The following is a 17,270-nucleotide window of genomic DNA, read 5'->3' on the forward strand; positions in this document are numbered from 1 at the left end:
GTCGGTGAGTGCTGACATCACTACTGCCCGGCGACTTTCTCCGCTGGAGACTCCGTCTCTTCCCGAAGTTTTGGCTTCACTTTCATTCCCGGACGCACTTTCAGCAGACCATCGGCCATGACTTGCTCGCCCATCTTGATGTCTCCGGAGACGACACGCTTCCCGTCGATCGCATCTCCAGGGACAACACTTCGACGTTCAATCTTTTCTTCGTGATTGACGACATAGACGTAGGTCCCTGCCTGGTCGTATCCCAGCGAGCGTTCTGAAACCAGAATCGCATCGGGAATCTCTTCAGCCGGCACCCGTATGCGGATGAACATTCCGGGCATCACCATCCCTGCGTGGGTGAACTCTCCCCGGATCTGCACCGTGCCGGTCGCTGCCTGAACCGAAGGGGCGACGTAATCAATCACCCCCTGATAAGGAAACTCCCTGTTCTCACCGATCCCCATCAGCACGGGGACGACCGCATCACCCCTGAGGTCCGGATATCTCTTTTTCAGACGAATCAGTTCGTCTTCGCTGATGGCAGCATAGGCGTAGATGGGATCGATACTGACGATCGTCGCCAGAATGGTCGAATTGTCCGCGGAGATATAGTTCCCGACGTCCACTGAGCGGCGATCGATGACTCCCGAAATCGGTGCGGTGATCCGGCAATAACCCAGGTCAATCTCAGCCGCTCGAACTTCGGAGTCCGCCAGGGCCAAAGCCGCTTCGGCACTCAGAAGATTCGTGTCGTAGGTGACTTTGGACTGTTCAACTTCAGCCTCATTCTCCTGAATCGTTGCATCCGCAGCCCGCAGCGCTGCTTCCGTCTTATCGTACTCCTGTCGAGACAGCGCGTTCTGTCCAAGCAGACCGATGTTTCGTTCATGGTTGATCAGTGCCAGCTGACGCTCGGATTGAGCCAGTGTCAGCTTGGCCTGTGCAATTTCACGCGCCTTGGACTGCTTGGCTCGCAGCAGATTCGACTTTGCCTCATTCTCCCGGGCACGTGCGTAATCGAGTTTCACCCGAAACGGCTCTTCATCAATCACAAAGAGCAATTGACCTGCCTCCACGAAGTCTCCGTCCGAGAACTTCCTTTCGTGAAGATAACCAGCGACGCGCGGACGCAGCTCAACCCGCTCCGTGGCCTGAGCAGTTCCGGTCTGCTCGACGTAGCTGACGATCGGCTGCTGCACGGGAAACGCAACAATGACTTCCGGTGGAGGAGCTTCAAACGACTGGTTCTGAGCAGTGCATCCACAAAGAACGACAGTGAAACCAGCCAGCCACACCGATGAAAACGATCGAATACTCATTGAAAACCGGCAATTCGAACTTGGAAACTGAGACGACCCGCTCTGCATGAAGAAAGCTCGCAACGAAACACCGCTCGATGACGCGGACACGACTGGCGAACTTTGGTGCGCGCCTTTTGGACTCCTGGACACGAAATCCACCAGCCGTTTCCATCAACTCGCCTGCGATGAAATATTGTGGACGAAGTGAACGCTACCGTCTGGCCGGTCGGTAGTCAACAACTTTCTCAATAAGACGACTTTTGCTTTGACTTTTGGAAAACGGAGCTCTCTTCGACCGCCCCCTCCCGACTGACGGGGCGACATGTCCGAGGAAGCCAATCACGCCCCCAACGGCCCACCCCTGGATTTCTCGGGTTCGGTGAGCAAATGACCCCGAAAACACGGATCCGTGCCTACCTGCATCCGTTCCATCCGAATAAAATGCTCCCGCTCATGAATTTTGGCCGGCCGATTCAATCAACTCGTCATCCATGGAAAATCCTTTCGCGATTCTTTCGCTGATCGTGGCGCCGGCGATTCTCACCAACGCCTCTTCAGTCCTGATCATGAGCACCAGCAACCGCCTGGCTCGGGCGGTGGATCGCGCCCGCGAGCTCTCAAAACAGCTGGAAGCAGAGACCAACCTCCGTTCCAGCGAAGCCGAACGCCGCCTGCGGGAACTCTCCGCAGCGGAACGACGAACCATCCTGCTTCTGCGAGGACTTCGCAGCTTTTATGTCGCACTGGGGGCGTTTGCCTGCTCCGTGCTGATCTCGCTGCTGGGGGCGGTCCTGGTCCCGTTCGAGACGACATTCTTCGTGCAGATGATGGAAGTTGGCGGGGTCGCAGCTGGGGTTGTCGCAGTGGCGGCTCTCGTTCACGGTTCGTCCATCCTGCTGACGGAGACCCGCATCGCGGTGAAAGTTCTCAGCGACCGGGCCGCTAATGTCAGAGCCCGCGTCGAAGATTAGCCTCAACCATTTCCAGGCGATTGCGATGCATCTCGCATGAAGATGGCTGATCCGCCTCGCCTGCAGAGGCGAGTTTTGTACACAAAAATCGCCGTAGCATTTTCGCACGAAGCGACATCTTTCTAGGTGAACTCTAGACCGACCCCCACAAAATAAGGCCGAAAACGAGGCAAATGACCGACCTTCGAACGGAGCCTTTCCGACCCTGGCATAGAATTTAAACATTTTACAGTTGACTTTGTACACATTTCTGGAGACACTCATGTCCATGATCATACAGGCTTCCCAGAATGGCGAACACGCGATCCGCAGCAGCGAGCGGTGTTACCAGATTCTCCGAAGAATGCTGATCTGTGCTCAGGTCGCCCCTGGGACCCGGCTTCGCGAAGTCGAATGGTCCGAGAAACTTCAGGTCCAGCGGGCGGCACTTCGTGAGGCCATGGTCCTCCTGGTCCACGACGGCCTGCTCCTTCGTCGTGACAGCGGCGGGTTCTTCACACCTCGGCTGGATGAAATTGACATCGACGCGATCGTCGATGTGCGTGTGGTTCTCGAGACCGGCGGGGTGAAGCTCACTTGTGAGCGACGTTTACCGAAGTCAGCATTTCAGCCGGTGGAGGCTGTCTGCGAAATGTTGGAGAAGTGCCACGAGGCTGGCATGGCGACGGGGTTCGCCGAAGCGGATTTCCTGTTTCACCAGAAACTGCTGGAACTGTCTGGAAATCCCCCATTGATACAAATGTTTTCGCACTCTGCCCAAATGATTTTCGTGGCGACCCCGGTGACGGATGCCGCCCAGCGTGCGAACGAGATTGCCACCATTCGCGATCATCGCGAGATCCTTTCTCTCGTCCAGGAGGGTCAGGCGGATGAAGCGATTTCGCGCATTCAAAATCATTTACTGAAGACAAAAATCGGACTGAAAGCAGCCCGATAGGGCGGTTTGTCATCGAAATTCGAGTGGGGGAGAAACGCTTCCCTCACGGGTTGCTGTGTTCCTGATCAATCATGGACTCGCATCGCTGTCCGTGCGAGTCGTCTTTTTATGCACGCAGTTCGCATGCACAGATCAATTTGCAGTTTGTGTCCGTCGTTCTCTGGGGTGAGCTTCAGCTGACCGCGCCGCTTCAGATTCATTTAATCAGTAGCATTTCTGCAATCTCAATCGAGGAGTATGTCCGATGGCATTAGTCTCTCCCGGGTCGAAACGCTCAGTGAAAGGGTTCACCCTGATCGAGCTGCTGGTGGTCATTGCCATCATCGCAGTTCTGATCGCCCTGCTGCTTCCCGCGGTTCAACAAGCACGAGAAGCCGCCCGGCGGTCTGCGTGCAAAAACAACTTCAAGCAGGTGGCGCTGGCTCTACACAATTATCACGAAACGCACAGTACGCTTCCCATTGGGCAAGCTGCATCGACGGGAGCCGCAACGAATTGTTACGGCACTCCAAGCTGGCTGCCGCCCGGCGGTGTTTCCTCGATCTTTTCGTGGGGTGTTCACATTCTCCCGTTCATTGATCAGGCAAATCGATATCAAAACCTGAACATGACAGTCCCATCCCCTCTCCAGTTGCCTGCGAATTTCGACTTTTCGAAAACGATCGGGCGGGTCGATACGTACCTTTGTCCAACTGATCCGCAGCCGTGGCTTGTGGGTTCACTCGCAGGATCAATTCTGAACGGTATGCCGAAAACGAATATGGGGGGAGTCTTAGGTTCGACAGACTGGCGCTGCTCCCAACTGACTCCCAGGACCAATGGCGAAGGGGTGCTGTTCGCGATCTCACGCGTAAGATTCCGTGACATTACGGATGGGCTGAGTAACACACTCCTGACCGGCGAAGTGACAGGAAATCCAAATGCATCGTTTAATCCCAGTTCGCCCACAACCCTCACTGGCAACACTTACGCTGCCTATGATGTCTTCGACACCAGCTGGGGGGTGAATGGAAGCACCACGGTCCCGGGAAAAGGGACGTTCAACTTTCGTCCGCAAGGATTTTCGAGCTTCCATACTGGAGGTGCACACTTCGCACTCTGTGACGGCTCGGTCCGATTCATCTCCGAGAACATCCACCAAGGGACCCTCACCGCACTTTCCACCCGATCCGGTGGAGAAACGCTCGGTGAGTACTGATCACACTGTTCGGTCATTAAACTTACCGTACTTAAGATCGAGCCCCGAAACTGATCCGAGGAACGGCAGCCTGACACCAGGGGCGACAACGACGTCGTTGAGCCCCTGAGATCTTCACGAGATGGCCATTCCGCGCCGACTCGGCCTCTTATTTCAATCAAGCGAGTGCATATTGTGTTCAAGTATCTGGCCCACGTGTGTCTGACATTTTCCCTTCTGGCCAGCCCGGGGTGCCCCGGGAGGTCGGACGCACCTCAACGTCGTGCTGTCTCCGGGACCGTCACCTACGATGGAACTGCAGTTGCTTACGGAACCATCCGGTTCATTCCAGAACCTACAGGACCCGTCGCGACAGCAGTAATTACCGAGGGCAAATATCTCTGCAACGGAAAAGGAGGGATCCCTGTCGGCAAAGTCCGGGTCGAAATCGAATCCATGCCGGATACTCGAGGGATGTCTGATGACCAGCTCTTGGCAGGAGGAGTCCCGAAGTTCACTCCGATTCCTGCAAAATATCATCAGAACTCTGATCTCATTGAGACCATCCAATCAGGAAACGGCGAACTCACGCTGGACTTTCATCTCACGAAATAGCATTTCGTTCTTTCGACATGCATTATGAACCAACAACTGATCGCAAAAACATGAAGTTCTGCTGTCAACCGCTGATTCCCCGGGACTCTTTACAAGTGAGCTTCAATCGACTTCTCCTCCTGGCCGCGTTTGTCCATGTCACGCTCTTCACCACAATTCCCGTCCACGCAGAGCATGACGGCAAGGTGCAGGTGTTGCTGCTGGGGGATAGCACGACAGAGGGGTCGATTCCCCGGGCGTCCAAGCCGGCGGGGCCGCATCTGGAGCGGGTGATTGAACAGCTTGTCGCTGCTGAAGGAGGCTTGCCGCCGCTGCACGTCATCAACACCGGCCTGAGCGGCGACACCATTCATCGACTCATGACCTCCGGACGGTATGACACGGTGGCCTCCAAACTGCCGGGAGTCGATTACGTCTTCATCCGGTATGGCATCAACGATCTGACCCGTCGCGAAGATTTCCCGAAGAATTTCCCTGAGGACTATCACGGACTGATTGCCCGACTGCGGAAGGATCATCCGAATGCGAAGATCGTCCCCATGACCATCATTCCCTATCTGAACCCCGATGCCAGCAAAGTGGTCAACGACATTGTGTTCCAGGTGGCAACAGAAGAACAGCTGCCGGTCTTCGACATCTATCCTCCTTACGCGGAAGCATTGAAGATTCAGGGGCCAAACGCACTGAACTATCGCCGATATCCGGTCAATCAGGTCCCGGAAAAGTACCTCCCCATGTTGAAGCCGTATATTCAGGGGGAGCGGGTCGTAGCAATGGATAACGAGCTGGACGGAATTCTCGGCCACCTTCCCGGCTGGTACGACGACCGTCATCCAAACCTGGCCGGGTACAACGTGATTGCGGTCGAAACAGCCAAATATCTGGTTGACGATCTGCGAAAAAACGCAGGCGACAGTAACGCTTCGCCTGCTGCTCAATAACGGCAGTTCCTGATCACCATTACCCATGAACTGATCGGTCAGACTTGCTCCTGCAAAGCGACCGAAGTGTCAGCGCGCTGATGGTGCGTGCCTGCGCAGGTGGCATCCCTTTTTCCATGGGCCTATCCGCACCGTTCACAATCCATCGAAACTCAAAGCGATCATCGTGTCTCCAGCCCATCAAGTTCTGATCATCGGCGCCGGCTCAATTGGCGAACGCCATCTGCGTTGCTTTCTGGCAACGGGACGTGCTGATGTCGGCTTCGTCGAGACGCGTCCTGACCTTGCAGAACAGATCGCTCAGCGATACCCGAACGCTTCGTCATTCCCCACACTCGAATCTGCCTTGAGCCGCAGCTGGAATGCAGCTGTCATCGCGACTCCGGCGCCACTGCACATTCCACAGGCGATCGAACTGCTGCAGCGGGACATCAGTGTCCTGATCGAAAAGCCGCTGAGTGTCACGCTGGATGGCGTGGATCAACTTCTGGCAGCCGCGAAAGCCAGTCGGGGAGTTGCGGGCGTCGCTTACATTCATCGGGCGAATCCGATCACGACGGAGATGCGGCAGGCATTGCTGTCGAAGAGATTCGGAAAGCCGGTGGAGCTGGTGGCCGTCTGCGGGCAGCATTTCCCGACATATCGTCCTGCTTACGACAAGATCTATTACACCGACCGCAAGCTGGGGGGCGGGGCCGTTCAGGACGCGTTGACGCACATCGTCAATCTCGGTGAATGGCTGGTGGGACCGGTCGACCGTGTGGTCGCGGATCTGGAACATCTGGTGCTTCCTCGCGTGAAGGTCGAAGACACCGTTCATGTGCTCGCCCGTCATGGAGACGTGATGGCCAGCTACGCATTGAATCAGCATCAGGCACCGAACGAGTTGACCGTCACCGTTCTCTGCGAGCGAGGAGCTGTGCGGTTCGAGAATCATCGAACTCGCTGGCGCTGGATGGAAGAACCGGAGTCCCCGTGGACAGACTCCGCTCCGCTGTTACTGGAGCGCGACACCCTTTTCACGCGGCAGGCGAATGCGTTTCTGGACGCCGTTGAAGGGAAAACTGAGCCGTTATGCCAGCTGGAAGAAGGAGTTTCGACACTCCGTGCGAACCTGGCGATTCTGGAAAGTGCGCAGTCGCAGGCATGGCGTTCCACAACAGCACGGGGAGCGTAACTCATGTCAAACCCAACGGTGCAGGAGCTGTTCAGTCTCAAAGGGAAGGTGGCGTTGATCACCGGCGCCACCGGCTATCTGGGGACTGCCATGGCACAGGCGCTCGCTGAGGCAGGGGCTCAGGTCATCGTCAGCAGTCGAAACCTTGAGAAGAGTCAGGCACTGTTGAAGTTGTTACCTGCGATCGAAGGAAAATCGCACGGCGCTGTCCAGATCGACCAGATGGATGAAGCCTCTCTCACTCAGGGTTTTCAGGATGCGGTGAGCTTCGCCGGGCAGATCGACATCCTGATCAACAACGGAAATGAACCGCAGCCCTATGACTGGACGAACGTCACAGCTGAGGCATTTCGTCGGCAGCTCGACAACCTGACCGGCTATTTTCTGCTCTCGAGACTGTTTCACACTCACATCGTTGCACGGAAGTCGACCGGAAGTCTTGTCCTCCTGGGATCGATGTACGGCCTCGTCGGTTCCTATCCCGAGACCTATGAGGGGATCTGTGCGGCCAGTCCCGTCAGTTACCACGCGATGAAAGGGGGCGTGATTCAGATGAACCGCCACCTGGCTGTGTACTGGGCAAAGGACGGAATTCGCGTGAACTGCCTCTCGCCTGGCCCGTTTCCCCCGGACTGGGTCTCGCCCGACCTCAAGGGAAGACTGACTGAGAAGTCCCCCATGAAACGGATGGGGAAGCCTGAAGAACTCAAAGGGGCCATCGTGTTTCTGGCCAGCGACGCTTCCAGCTACATGACCGGTCAAAACCTCGTGATTGATGGAGGCTGGACCGCTTGGTGACGGCCCGGAAAGTTCACTCCCCGACGCCTTGACTGTTCGCCTTTCGACTTGAAGAACCGATGACAATTTTCTCCCAAACGATCGCTGGAAACCAGACAGGCCCACGCCTGCTGATACTGGCGGGTGTTCATGGTGACGAGTTCGAACCGATGGCTGCGGTCCGGAAGCTCGCCACGCTCATCGACCCGCAGCGTCTGCGGGGCCAGGTGACGCTCGTACCGATCGTGAACCTCCCGGCCTTTCGCAATGCCCGCCGCACGGGGCCTGATGAACTGGACCTTGCCCGCACCATGCCGGGCCGATCAGACGGCTCGATCACAGAACAGATTGCGGCTGCGACCACAGTCCTGATTCGCCAGAACGACTTCCTCATCGATCTGCATACCGGCGGCGTCGCCATGGAGATTTCTCCGCTGGCAGGCTACATGCTTCATGATGATGAACGTGTTCTCACCCAGCAGAGAAAAATGGCGCATGCCTTCAATCTGCCAATCATCTGGGGGACCAGCTCCAAGCTCAACGGCCGCACTCTTTCAGTCGCCCGGGACTGCAACATCCCAGCGATCTATGCGGAGTGGGGAGGAGGAAGCGGCTGCGACGCGCGTGGCGTTCAGGATTATGTCGACGGCTGCCTGAATGTGATGCACGCTCTCCAGATGTGGGAACAGCCGACACCCTCCAATCGTGTCCGCTACGTGGTTGAAGATGCCCGTGAGCAAAGCGGCGTGCTGCAGATCAACTCCCCTGCACCGCAGGCCGGCTTCTTTGAACCCGCCTGCAATCTCAACGATCACCTTCGGGCTGGCGATCTATTAGGCCGAATCCATTCGATGTGCGAAGAACCGTCGGTGGAGATTCGTGCTGAACATTCAGGTCTGGTCATCCTCCTGCGAGCCATCCCTTCTGTCATGCCGGGGGATTGCCTGGCGACAATTCTGGAAGCACCAGCACCCGGGGAGTATCGCTATGTCTGATCGCCCTGTGGCTATTGTGACCGGCGCCTCTCGGGGGATCGGTGCTGCGACTGTCAAAGCGTTCGCGCAGGGCGGTTACGACTGCGTTCTGGTCGCCCATGATGAGCATCAACTGAATCAGGTGGCGAGTGACTGTGAAGCAAACGGAGCGGCCACTCTTGTCTGTGCCGGGGATCTCTGTGATCTCGAATTCGCCCGAACGACTGTAGATCGCGCGCGTGATCGATGGGGCTGCATCGATGTGCTGGTCAACAACGCCGCATGGAGAGACATCGTCACCATGCGGCAGATCGAGCTCTCTTCCTGGGAGAAGACGCTGCGGATCTGCTTGACCGTTCCTGCATTTCTCTCGCGGTGGTGTGCGGAATCAATGGAGCCCGCGGGGCGGGGAGTGATCCTCAACATCTCCAGCATTCAGTCGAAGTTTGTCGCTGGTATCAGTCCCGCCTATACCGCTGCGAAGGGGGGACTCGATGCGCTGACGTATGAACTGGCGACGCTGTACGGGCCTTCGGGAATTCGCGTCCTCGGGGCGAACCTGGGGGCGATCGATACCGAACTGAGTCGCGGGTACGGCACTTCGGATCTCGATCAGAAAATTCGCGATCACGTCGAAGGAATGATTCCCTTGCAGCGATTCGGTCAACCGGAAGAGATTGCCCGCACTCTGGTCATGTTGGCGAGTGACGCAGCCACCTACCTGACCGGCACCTGCATTGAAATCGACGGGGGGTGGTTCCATCAGTGCTCCCCCTATGCGATTAAAAACCTGCAGTTTCCGACAGAGTTCAAGGCTCCAGCAGGGGGAACACAGTGATGCTGGAATCATGGACACTTGGTGAAGGAAACACACCGCTGGTTCGATCACGTCAAATCGGCCCCGCCGCTGGTTTGAAGCACCTCTACTTCAAGCTGGAGTCGTTGAATCCGACCGGTTCCTACAAAGATCGCTTCGCAGTCGCTGCGGTGCGTGACATGCTCCAGCGTGGCGTGCAGCGAGTAGTCGCCTCCTCGAGCGGAAACGCGGGGGCAGCACTGGCCGCGTATTGTGCTGCTGCCGGCATCACCTGCCAGATTGCCGTCGTGGATGATGCTCCCGAAGGCAAACTGAAACAGATGCTCGCCTACGGTGCGCAGCTGTGGAAGATCCGGAATTTCGGCCTTGATCCCACGTTGACTGGCGACGTCCTGCAGTACCTGCATGAGCTGGGAAAACAACCTGGCAGCTGCCTGCAGATCTCCGCATTTCGACACAGTCCCGTCGGAATGGCGGGAGTGGAATCCATCAGCCATGAACTTTCGCAGCAGACTTCGAACTTCGAAAATCCGCTGAAGCATGTCTTCGTCTGTGCGGGAGGAGGGGGTCTGATTCTCGCGGTCGCGCGTGGGTTTCATTCGCTCGGCCACGCGGCCCGTGTGCACTGCGTGCAGCCGGCGGGCAATGACACCATTGCCGGACCGCTGCGTCGCGGATCTCCAACGGCCCAGAAATGCGACCGTTCGACCACCCGCCTGACGGGCCTGCAGGTTCCCAACGTCATCGACGGCAATGAATCTCTCTTGGCATGCCGAGCCAGTGGTGGAACCGGATTTCTCGTTGAAGATGACGAAGTGACTGAACTGCAGGCGCGTCTGGCCCGGGAAGAAGGAATCTTCTGCGAACCGGCCGCTGCAGCCCCATTGGCAGGAGCCTTGCAGGCAGCTCGTGAAGGTCTCATCTCTTCCGATGACGTCACGGTCTGTCTCGTCACAGGGGCAGGCTTCAAAGACCCAGCCGCGATTGACCGCATGGTGTCGGGGCAAAGCTGTCCCCTTGTCACCTTCGACGAATTTCAAAAGCAAACGACACGACACTCACCCATAGCGCAGGAAACTCACCAGGAAAGCTGCCCGCCATGACTTCTCCCTACTTCATTACCGCACTGTGTACTCCCCTGACAGATGATGAACAACTGCATCGCGAAGGGTTGGATGCGCACATTCACGACCAGCTGGAGCATGGGATCGACGGTCTGCTCGTCGGCGGCACGATGGGTGCGATGCAGCTTCTGAGCGACCCGACTTATCTGGATCTGGTGCAGCAGAGCATCCAGTTCAACGCCGGTCGGGCCGAACTGCTCGTCGGGGTCGGAGACACCAGTTACGTCCGCACCCGTGATCGGATCCGGCTTGTGGAAGACCTGGAGATTGACGGGGTCGTCATCATCACCCCTTACTTCTTCAAATTCCGACAGATCGAACTGATCCAGTACTGCACATCACTGGCGGATGTCAGCCGGAAACCGGTGTACCTCTACGACCTGCCGGGGCTGACAGGTTCCAAACTGGAAGTCGACACCGTTCTGAAAGTGCTGGAGCACCCGAATATCCACGGCATTAAATGCTCGGATCACTTTGTGAATACGCGGCCGTTGATTGATCAGCTGGGTGACCGGGCCCGCGTGATCGTCGCGCAGCCGCTCCTGATGGATGTGTTGCTCAAGTCGGGTGTGCGTGAACATCTGGACGGCATCTTCGGACTGGTCCCGCAGTGGATGCAGGAGATGAAGAAGGCGACCGTCGCTGATGACTGGGCACAGGTGACTCGCATCCAGAACGATCTTTCCGAACTGCTCAAGTTCCTTTTAGCCTTTCCCGCTCCGATTCTATCCTCAGCCAGTGAAGTACTGCGTCAACGTGGCATTCCCGGGAACATCGCTCCTGCTCCGATGCCGCGACTGACCCCGCCCCAGCAGGAGATTTTTGCGAATACACCGATCGTCCAGAAAGCAATTCAAGGATTCACAGCGCCATTCGTGTCAAGTTGAAGATGAAAGTCGCTGCGATTCGTGTGCATTGATTGCACATTTTCTCCCTGCTAATTGACGCACCTATCCGGCCCGTTTGAGCTGCTTTCCTCAAAAAAGGTAGAACCATGCCCCACATTCGTAAGGCAATTCAACTCATGCTCCTTTGCAGCGCCCCACTCACCTCGTGCCCGACTGCGTTTGCACTCCCACCTCACGCGACAGCCATCACACTGGATGCTGAAACCGAAGCGCGATGCCTGGAGATTCTCCGCAATGCGCTCGTCGGCGATGAATTCTGGCCGGCAATGCATGCTGCTGAAACGCTGTCGCAGAATGGATACGGAGCGGAAGTCCGCAAACGGTTGACCCCTCGACTTCCTCTGGAGACGAACCTTCGTCAACGTTGCGGACTCGCCAGGGAACTGATCCGTGCCGGCGATGACGGACAAGCGACTGTGTTGCTGGAGGTCCTTGCCAACCCGGATGCGTATGGGCACGTCCACGCCTGCGAATCGATGTACAAGGTCGACGTCACTGGCGATGGTCAACTCCTCAAAACCGCGATGTCTGACCAGTCGAATCCGGTCAAAGCACTCATGGCAGCTGCTGCTCTGGCAAAGCATGGGGATCAGAACGCGCTGAAATTCATTCGCGCCAACGTGTCCCATCCGGAAACGGGCTGGGTTTCCGCATGGATCCTGGGGAGCATCGGAAGTAAAGAGGACGTTGCGTCCCTCAAGCAGACCCTCGAGAAAACGAAGGATGCGCGACAGCGCGCTTACTATGAGCATGCCCTGGCACTCCAAGGGGACTCTGACGGGCGGGCAGCGTTGCTGAAGAATCTCGCTCATGAAGATCCGGTTGTTCAGGCGGATGCCGCCTACATGGCGGGCGATGCGGGAATCGAGTCGGCAGAGGACGAGCTCATCCAATTGCTGAATGATGCCCATCTCGACGTTCGTATTCGGGCCGCACAGGGGCTTCTGACACTGGCACGCGGCCCCGAGGCTCCTCAAGAAGTCGAAGATTCGAAAAAAGTGGTCGCCCCCGAAGTCGTGCTTGATCTCCCTCCCGGTCCGAACAACTCCCGCAACAGCGAAGGGGACTTCATCCAAACACGGGATGGCCGTCTGCTATTCATCTACACCTACTTCGGAAAGGGAACCGGCGACGATTATGACGTTGCTGAGCTGCGCGAACGGGTGTCTCTGGATCAGGGCAAAACCTGGCTGCCGGATGAACGCACGATTGTGAAGCCGGAATCTGGCCTGAACGTGATGTCCGTCTCGTTGCTGCGACTCCAATCGGGGGAGATCGCATTGATTTACCTGAGCAAGATTTCGCCCTCCGACTGCCGCCCCGACATGCGGATCTCCACCGACGAAGGAAAAACCTGGGGCGAGCCGGTGAAATGCATCACCGACGAAGTTGACTACTACGTGCTCAACAATGGTCGCGCAGTTCAGACCCGGGAAGGTCGCCTCGTACTGCCGGTCTGCCTGCATCGCACCCTGGCCGACAAGAAAAACGATTGGGCCGGCGAGCTCATGTGCTATTTCTCCGACGACAAGGGGAAGACCTGGAAGCGCAGCAAGTCCGTGTTCAAGGGATTCGTCAACGGCAATCGGGCCACCGTACAGGAACCGGGTGTGATCGAACTGGCTGACGGTCGGCTGATGATGTTCATCCGCGCCAGCGTCGGCAGCCAGATGCTCTCGTACTCCGAAGATGGCGGGAACACGTGGTCGGATCCGGTGCCATCGAACATCATTTCGCCACTCTCCCCAGCCAGCATCAAACGCATTCCCAAAACAGGCGACTTGCTGCTGGTCTGGAACAATCACGCAGGCATCGCTCCCGAACTGAAGGACTTTCGAACTCCGCTGACCGTGGCGATTTCGAAGGATGACGGAAAAACCTGGGAAGCGGTGAAAAACGTCCACGAAGATCCGTTTGGCTGGTACTGCTACACTGCGATCGACTTCGTGGGAGACGATGTTCTGCTGGGACACTGTGCCGGCGACCGTCGCGGCAACGGTCTGACCGACACGAAAGTCACCCGCTTCAACCTGAACTGGCTGTACGACGACAAGAAGTAGTCGCCCGCCGGAAAACCTGAACCTCGCTGCGATTGGTCTTCTGCGATCGCGGTCTGTCTCTGCCATCTCCCCGGATGCCGCACGCGCTCTGTGTGCGCATCAGCGGGAAAGATGCGAAAAGAATTTCAAGAGAGCTGCAATGCCTGAAGCTGAAATCTCGATGGAGTCCGGACTGAAGTTCCTGGACTTTGTCGCCATTGCCTTTTACCTGCTGCTGACGTTTGGGATCGCTGTCTGGTTCGGCCGCAGACAGAAGTCCTCGGACGATTTCTTTGTTGGTGGACGGCATGTTCCCTGGTTTGCGGTGGGGCTCAGCATTCTGGCCACACTCTTTTCCACGCTCACATATCTGGGAACGCCGGGTGAAGTGATCAAACATGGCTTCGGCTTTTACTGTGGTTACCTCGCGCTCCCGCTCTCAATGCTCGTCGTCACGCGATTCTGGATTCCGTTCTACATGCGGCTGGGTCTGACCAGTGCCTATGAATATCTGGAACTCCGCTTCAACTACGGACTGCGGTGTGTGGGGGCAGGTTTATTCATCCTGTTGCGGCTGGGCTGGATGAGCATGGTGGTCTTCGCAGCTGCCATGGCGCTGGACCGTGTCAAAGGCCCGGACCTCGCATTTCTGCCGGGCGCGGACCTGTACTGGTGGATGGCAGGCATCGGAATCATCGCTGCCGTGTATACAGCGGTCGGCGGAATTCAGGCTCAGATCTGGACCGACGTACTGCAGTGCGTCTTGCTGCTCGCGGGGACGGTGATGGTCATCGGAGCCGTTGTCATGGCGAATCACACCGGCCCTGCCAGCTGGTGGGCAACCGCTGCCGAACAGAACACGCAGCATCTCTCTCCCCCGCTGTTCAGCTGGGATCTGACGATCCGCGTCACCATCGTCACAGCGATGATCAACCAGTTCTTCTGGTCGATCTGCACCCACGGTTCCGATCAGGTCGTGCTGCAACGCTACTTCTCCACCGCCTCACTGCAATCCGCACGTCGCAGCTACTACATCAACATTGCTACCGAACTGACAATGGTCGGACTGCTGACCTTGTGCGGGTTCGCATTGCTGGCGTTCTATCTTCAGCACCCCGAAGCTCTCCCAGCCGGCTGGACCCCCGCGAACTCGGCGGACAAGTTGTTTCCCCATTTCTTGAGCAGCCAGCTCCCTGCAGGCTGTGCGGGGCTGGTGATCTCGGCCTTCCTGTGTGATGCCATTCAGACGCTGGAAGCGGGCGTGAACTCGATCACAGCAGTGGTCACGACCGACTTCATGACTCATTCCCGCCGCAAAGAGAAGGCGAGTGCGTCACTTCTCTTTGTCCGCGTCCTCAGTATCGTTCTGACCCTGCTTGTCTCAATCAATGCGTTCTTCGTCGCTCAGCTGGCCCTGCATGGCGGGATGACGATCATTGATATGATGCCGAAGTTTTTCAACATGTTCATCGGGCCGCTGGCTGCCATGTTCTTCATCGGGATGTTCCTTCCTCGCTGCACCGGGAAGTCGGTCGCGATTGCTGTTGGACTGGGCCTGCTGGCTGCCATTATCTGGAACTGGGGACGTGAACTTTCCCTGTTCGGATCGACTCCGACGATGTTACTGGCGATTGCCGTCCCCTGCCTGACGACGATGCTCTCCGCTGGACTTTTGAGCTTGTTTATCGAAAATGGCAAGCCACATCCGGGACTCGATTTCACCTGGGCAGCCATCGTGCGCAAACCAACTCGGACAACGACCAACAGCACAGCCCCGCTAACCGAAAGCCGACATCCAGATGAGCCAGGAGTCTGTCTCGCTGAGTCCGAAGTTTTGCCGTGAACGGCAACTGCGACTGGCAACCTTCCTCGCACAGAATCAGATTCAGGCGGCCTGCCTGACTCGCCCCGAACATGTGCAGTACCTGACCACTTACCGTCCAGCCCCGGTGCTGCAGGCGGTGGTGATCATTACTGCAGACTCCAAGACGTTTCTCTGCGCTCCCAACAGTATCCCTGACGATGCCGTGTGTGATGATGCTGTCGCATTCGAGGCTCAGTGGCGATGCACACTTCGACAGGAACAGCTGCAGGCCGCGTTGTCCGCGATTCCTTCACATTGGACTCCCCGCGCAGGGTCGACTCGATGGGGCGTTGAAGGATCGTTGAATCTGGCTGTCCATCCAGCATGGTCCAGCAGCAGCGGGCTTGAACTGGTGGACATCGAACCGGAGTTGTGGCGACTTCGCCGCCGTAAAGACCCGGATGAACTGGCGATGATTCGGAAGGCGATCGACTGCACAACCGCCATGTACCGCCGGGCCCGCGAAATCATTGCGCCCGGCGTGACCGAACTGGAGGTCTACAACCAGCTGCAGGCAGCCGCTGTGCTTTGCGCAGGCGAGACGCTCACTGGCTTTGGCAATGACTTTCAGTGCAACTCACCCGGGGGATCGCCACGCAATCGCAAGGCACAGGCAGGCGAGCTGTTCATTCTGGACCTCGGACCTGCATATCGCGGCTACTACGCCGACAACTGCCGGACATTCGCAGTTCAAGGACCCGCCAGCGACGAACAGCTGCGTGCATGGCGAGCAATCGTGGATGTGCTTGAACTGGTTGAGAAGACCGTTCGCCCCGGAGTTTCAACACGAGAGCTGTTCACGGAGGCGAAGGTCCGTCTCGACGCTGTCCTCCCCGAGGGCTTCTTTCATCATCTCGGTCACGGAATCGGGCTTTGGCCCCATGAAGCTCCGCATTTGAACGATCGCTGGGACGACACGTTCGAAGTGGGCGATGTTTTCACAGCGGAGCCGGGACTCTATGCCCCTGAGCTGAAAGCGGGCATCCGGCTCGAGCAGAACTACCTCGTCACGGAGTCCGGTGTTGAACGCCTGACAGACTTCCCGCTGGACCTGTGAAGTCCATCTGACATAACACTGTCATTCCGGGTACCCCAGACAAAGTCTGGGTTTCGAAGAAACAAGAGGCCTGTCTGACCCCGGCCAAATGTTGTTGAAGCGTCACTGTTAAGCCGATTTCAACAACAACCTGCGTTGTCGATAGGGAAGGTTCTCGGGATGCCTCTTGTGGCTGTGCCACCCAGACTTTGTCTGGGGCACCCGGGGCGGGTTATTCCTGATACGCGATCACATCGACTTCGTACTTCAGATTCGTACCGTCCAGGCACCCGACCAGTGTGGTTCTGGCAGGAAACGGAGCACTGAAGATCTCCCGGTACAGTCGATTGTATTCCGCGAGATTGCCCGCGTGATCGACGTAGGAATTCACCTTCACCACATCCTTCAGGCTGAGTCCGGCGTTCTGCAGAATCCGTTCGATATTCCGGAACGAACGTCGGAACTCCCCTTCGAAGCTGTCGCTGACAATCGCTCCTTCGTCATCGACAGAAGCCTGTCCCGAAACGAAGAAAAACGGGCCAGCTTGCACTGCTGGGCTGAAAGGGAGATGGCTGCGGGGCGAATCCCCGAGAATTGGCTGAAAGGGCATATGAATCGACT

General features: G+C 57.2%; 16 protein-coding genes. 14 read left to right on the forward strand and 2 right to left on the reverse strand.

Features of this window, described 5'->3' with window-relative positions:
* Positions 1 to 20: 20 nt before the first annotated feature.
* Complete coding sequence (locus tag SH661x_RS16475) at positions 21 to 1,310, reverse strand: efflux RND transporter periplasmic adaptor subunit (protein ID WP_437223636.1); 1,290 nt, start codon at positions 1,308 to 1,310, stop codon at positions 21 to 23.
* Between the two features lie 473 nt (positions 1,311 to 1,783).
* On the opposite strand from SH661x_RS16475, the gene SH661x_RS16480 reads away from it, so the two are divergent.
* From SH661x_RS16480 to SH661x_RS16545, 14 genes are all read left to right on the forward strand, one after another.
* Positions 1,784 to 2,263, forward strand: coding sequence for a DUF2721 domain-containing protein (locus SH661x_RS16480; protein ID WP_437223638.1), 480 nt, complete (start codon positions 1,784 to 1,786; stop codon positions 2,261 to 2,263).
* 262 nt (positions 2,264 to 2,525) lie between these two features.
* Complete coding sequence (locus SH661x_RS16485; protein ID WP_437223640.1) at positions 2,526 to 3,200, forward strand: GntR family transcriptional regulator; 675 nt, start codon at positions 2,526 to 2,528, stop codon at positions 3,198 to 3,200.
* A gap of 244 nt (positions 3,201 to 3,444) precedes the next feature.
* Positions 3,445 to 4,398, forward strand: a complete 954-nt coding sequence (locus SH661x_RS16490; protein ID WP_437223642.1) for a DUF1559 family PulG-like putative transporter — start codon at positions 3,445 to 3,447, stop codon at positions 4,396 to 4,398.
* A 165-nt stretch (positions 4,399 to 4,563) separates the two neighbouring features.
* Complete coding sequence (locus SH661x_RS16495; protein ID WP_437223645.1) at positions 4,564 to 4,992, forward strand: hypothetical protein; 429 nt, start codon at positions 4,564 to 4,566, stop codon at positions 4,990 to 4,992.
* Positions 4,993 to 5,087: 95 nt separating this feature from the next.
* Entirely contained in the window at positions 5,088 to 5,933 is an 846-nt protein-coding gene (locus tag SH661x_RS16500) for an SGNH/GDSL hydrolase family protein (RefSeq protein WP_437223648.1), read from the forward strand.
* 166 nt (positions 5,934 to 6,099) lie between these two features.
* Positions 6,100 to 7,110, forward strand: a complete 1,011-nt coding sequence (locus SH661x_RS16505; RefSeq protein ID WP_437223650.1) for a Gfo/Idh/MocA family protein — start codon at positions 6,100 to 6,102, stop codon at positions 7,108 to 7,110.
* Positions 7,111 to 7,113: 3 nt separating this feature from the next.
* Positions 7,114 to 7,908, forward strand: coding sequence for an SDR family oxidoreductase (locus SH661x_RS16510; protein ID WP_437223653.1), 795 nt, complete (start codon positions 7,114 to 7,116; stop codon positions 7,906 to 7,908).
* 59 nt (positions 7,909 to 7,967) lie between these two features.
* A complete protein-coding gene (locus tag SH661x_RS16515; protein WP_437223655.1) occupies positions 7,968 to 8,882 on the forward strand; it encodes a succinylglutamate desuccinylase/aspartoacylase family protein in 915 nt (304 codons plus the stop codon).
* Entirely contained in the window at positions 8,875 to 9,699 is an 825-nt protein-coding gene (locus SH661x_RS16520; protein WP_437223658.1) for an SDR family NAD(P)-dependent oxidoreductase, read from the forward strand. The genes SH661x_RS16515 and SH661x_RS16520 overlap by 8 nt, the downstream gene beginning before the upstream one ends.
* On the forward strand, positions 9,699 to 10,781 hold the full coding sequence (locus SH661x_RS16525) for a pyridoxal-phosphate dependent enzyme (RefSeq protein WP_437223660.1): 1,083 nt from the start codon (positions 9,699 to 9,701) through the stop codon (positions 10,779 to 10,781). The genes SH661x_RS16520 and SH661x_RS16525 overlap by 1 nt, the downstream gene beginning before the upstream one ends.
* The gene (locus tag SH661x_RS16530) at positions 10,778 to 11,689 is read left to right on the forward strand and encodes a dihydrodipicolinate synthase family protein (RefSeq protein ID WP_437223662.1); all 912 of its coding nucleotides are present in this window, start codon (positions 10,778 to 10,780) and stop codon (positions 11,687 to 11,689) included. Before SH661x_RS16525 ends, SH661x_RS16530 begins: the two co-directional genes overlap by 4 nt.
* A 107-nt stretch (positions 11,690 to 11,796) precedes the next feature.
* Positions 11,797 to 13,770 carry an exo-alpha-sialidase gene (locus SH661x_RS16535; protein ID WP_437223665.1) on the forward strand — a complete coding sequence of 658 codons (1,974 nt, stop codon included), beginning with the start codon at positions 11,797 to 11,799 and terminating at the stop codon, positions 13,768 to 13,770.
* A 139-nt stretch (positions 13,771 to 13,909) separates the two neighbouring features.
* On the forward strand, positions 13,910 to 15,592 hold the full coding sequence (locus tag SH661x_RS16540; RefSeq protein ID WP_437223667.1) for a sodium:solute symporter family transporter: 1,683 nt from the start codon (positions 13,910 to 13,912) through the stop codon (positions 15,590 to 15,592).
* Positions 15,549 to 16,670, forward strand: coding sequence for a M24 family metallopeptidase (locus tag SH661x_RS16545; RefSeq protein ID WP_437223670.1), 1,122 nt, complete (start codon positions 15,549 to 15,551; stop codon positions 16,668 to 16,670). Before SH661x_RS16540 ends, SH661x_RS16545 begins: the two co-directional genes overlap by 44 nt.
* A 211-nt stretch (positions 16,671 to 16,881) precedes the next feature.
* On the opposite strand, the gene SH661x_RS16550 is transcribed toward SH661x_RS16545, so the two are convergent.
* Complete coding sequence (locus SH661x_RS16550; RefSeq protein ID WP_437223673.1) at positions 16,882 to 17,259, reverse strand: RidA family protein; 378 nt, start codon at positions 17,257 to 17,259, stop codon at positions 16,882 to 16,884.
* Positions 17,260 to 17,270: the final 11 nt, after the last annotated feature.

The organism is Planctomicrobium stercoris, assembly GCF_051465655.1.
GTDB lineage: Bacteria > Planctomycetota > Planctomycetia > Planctomycetales > Planctomycetaceae > Planctomicrobium.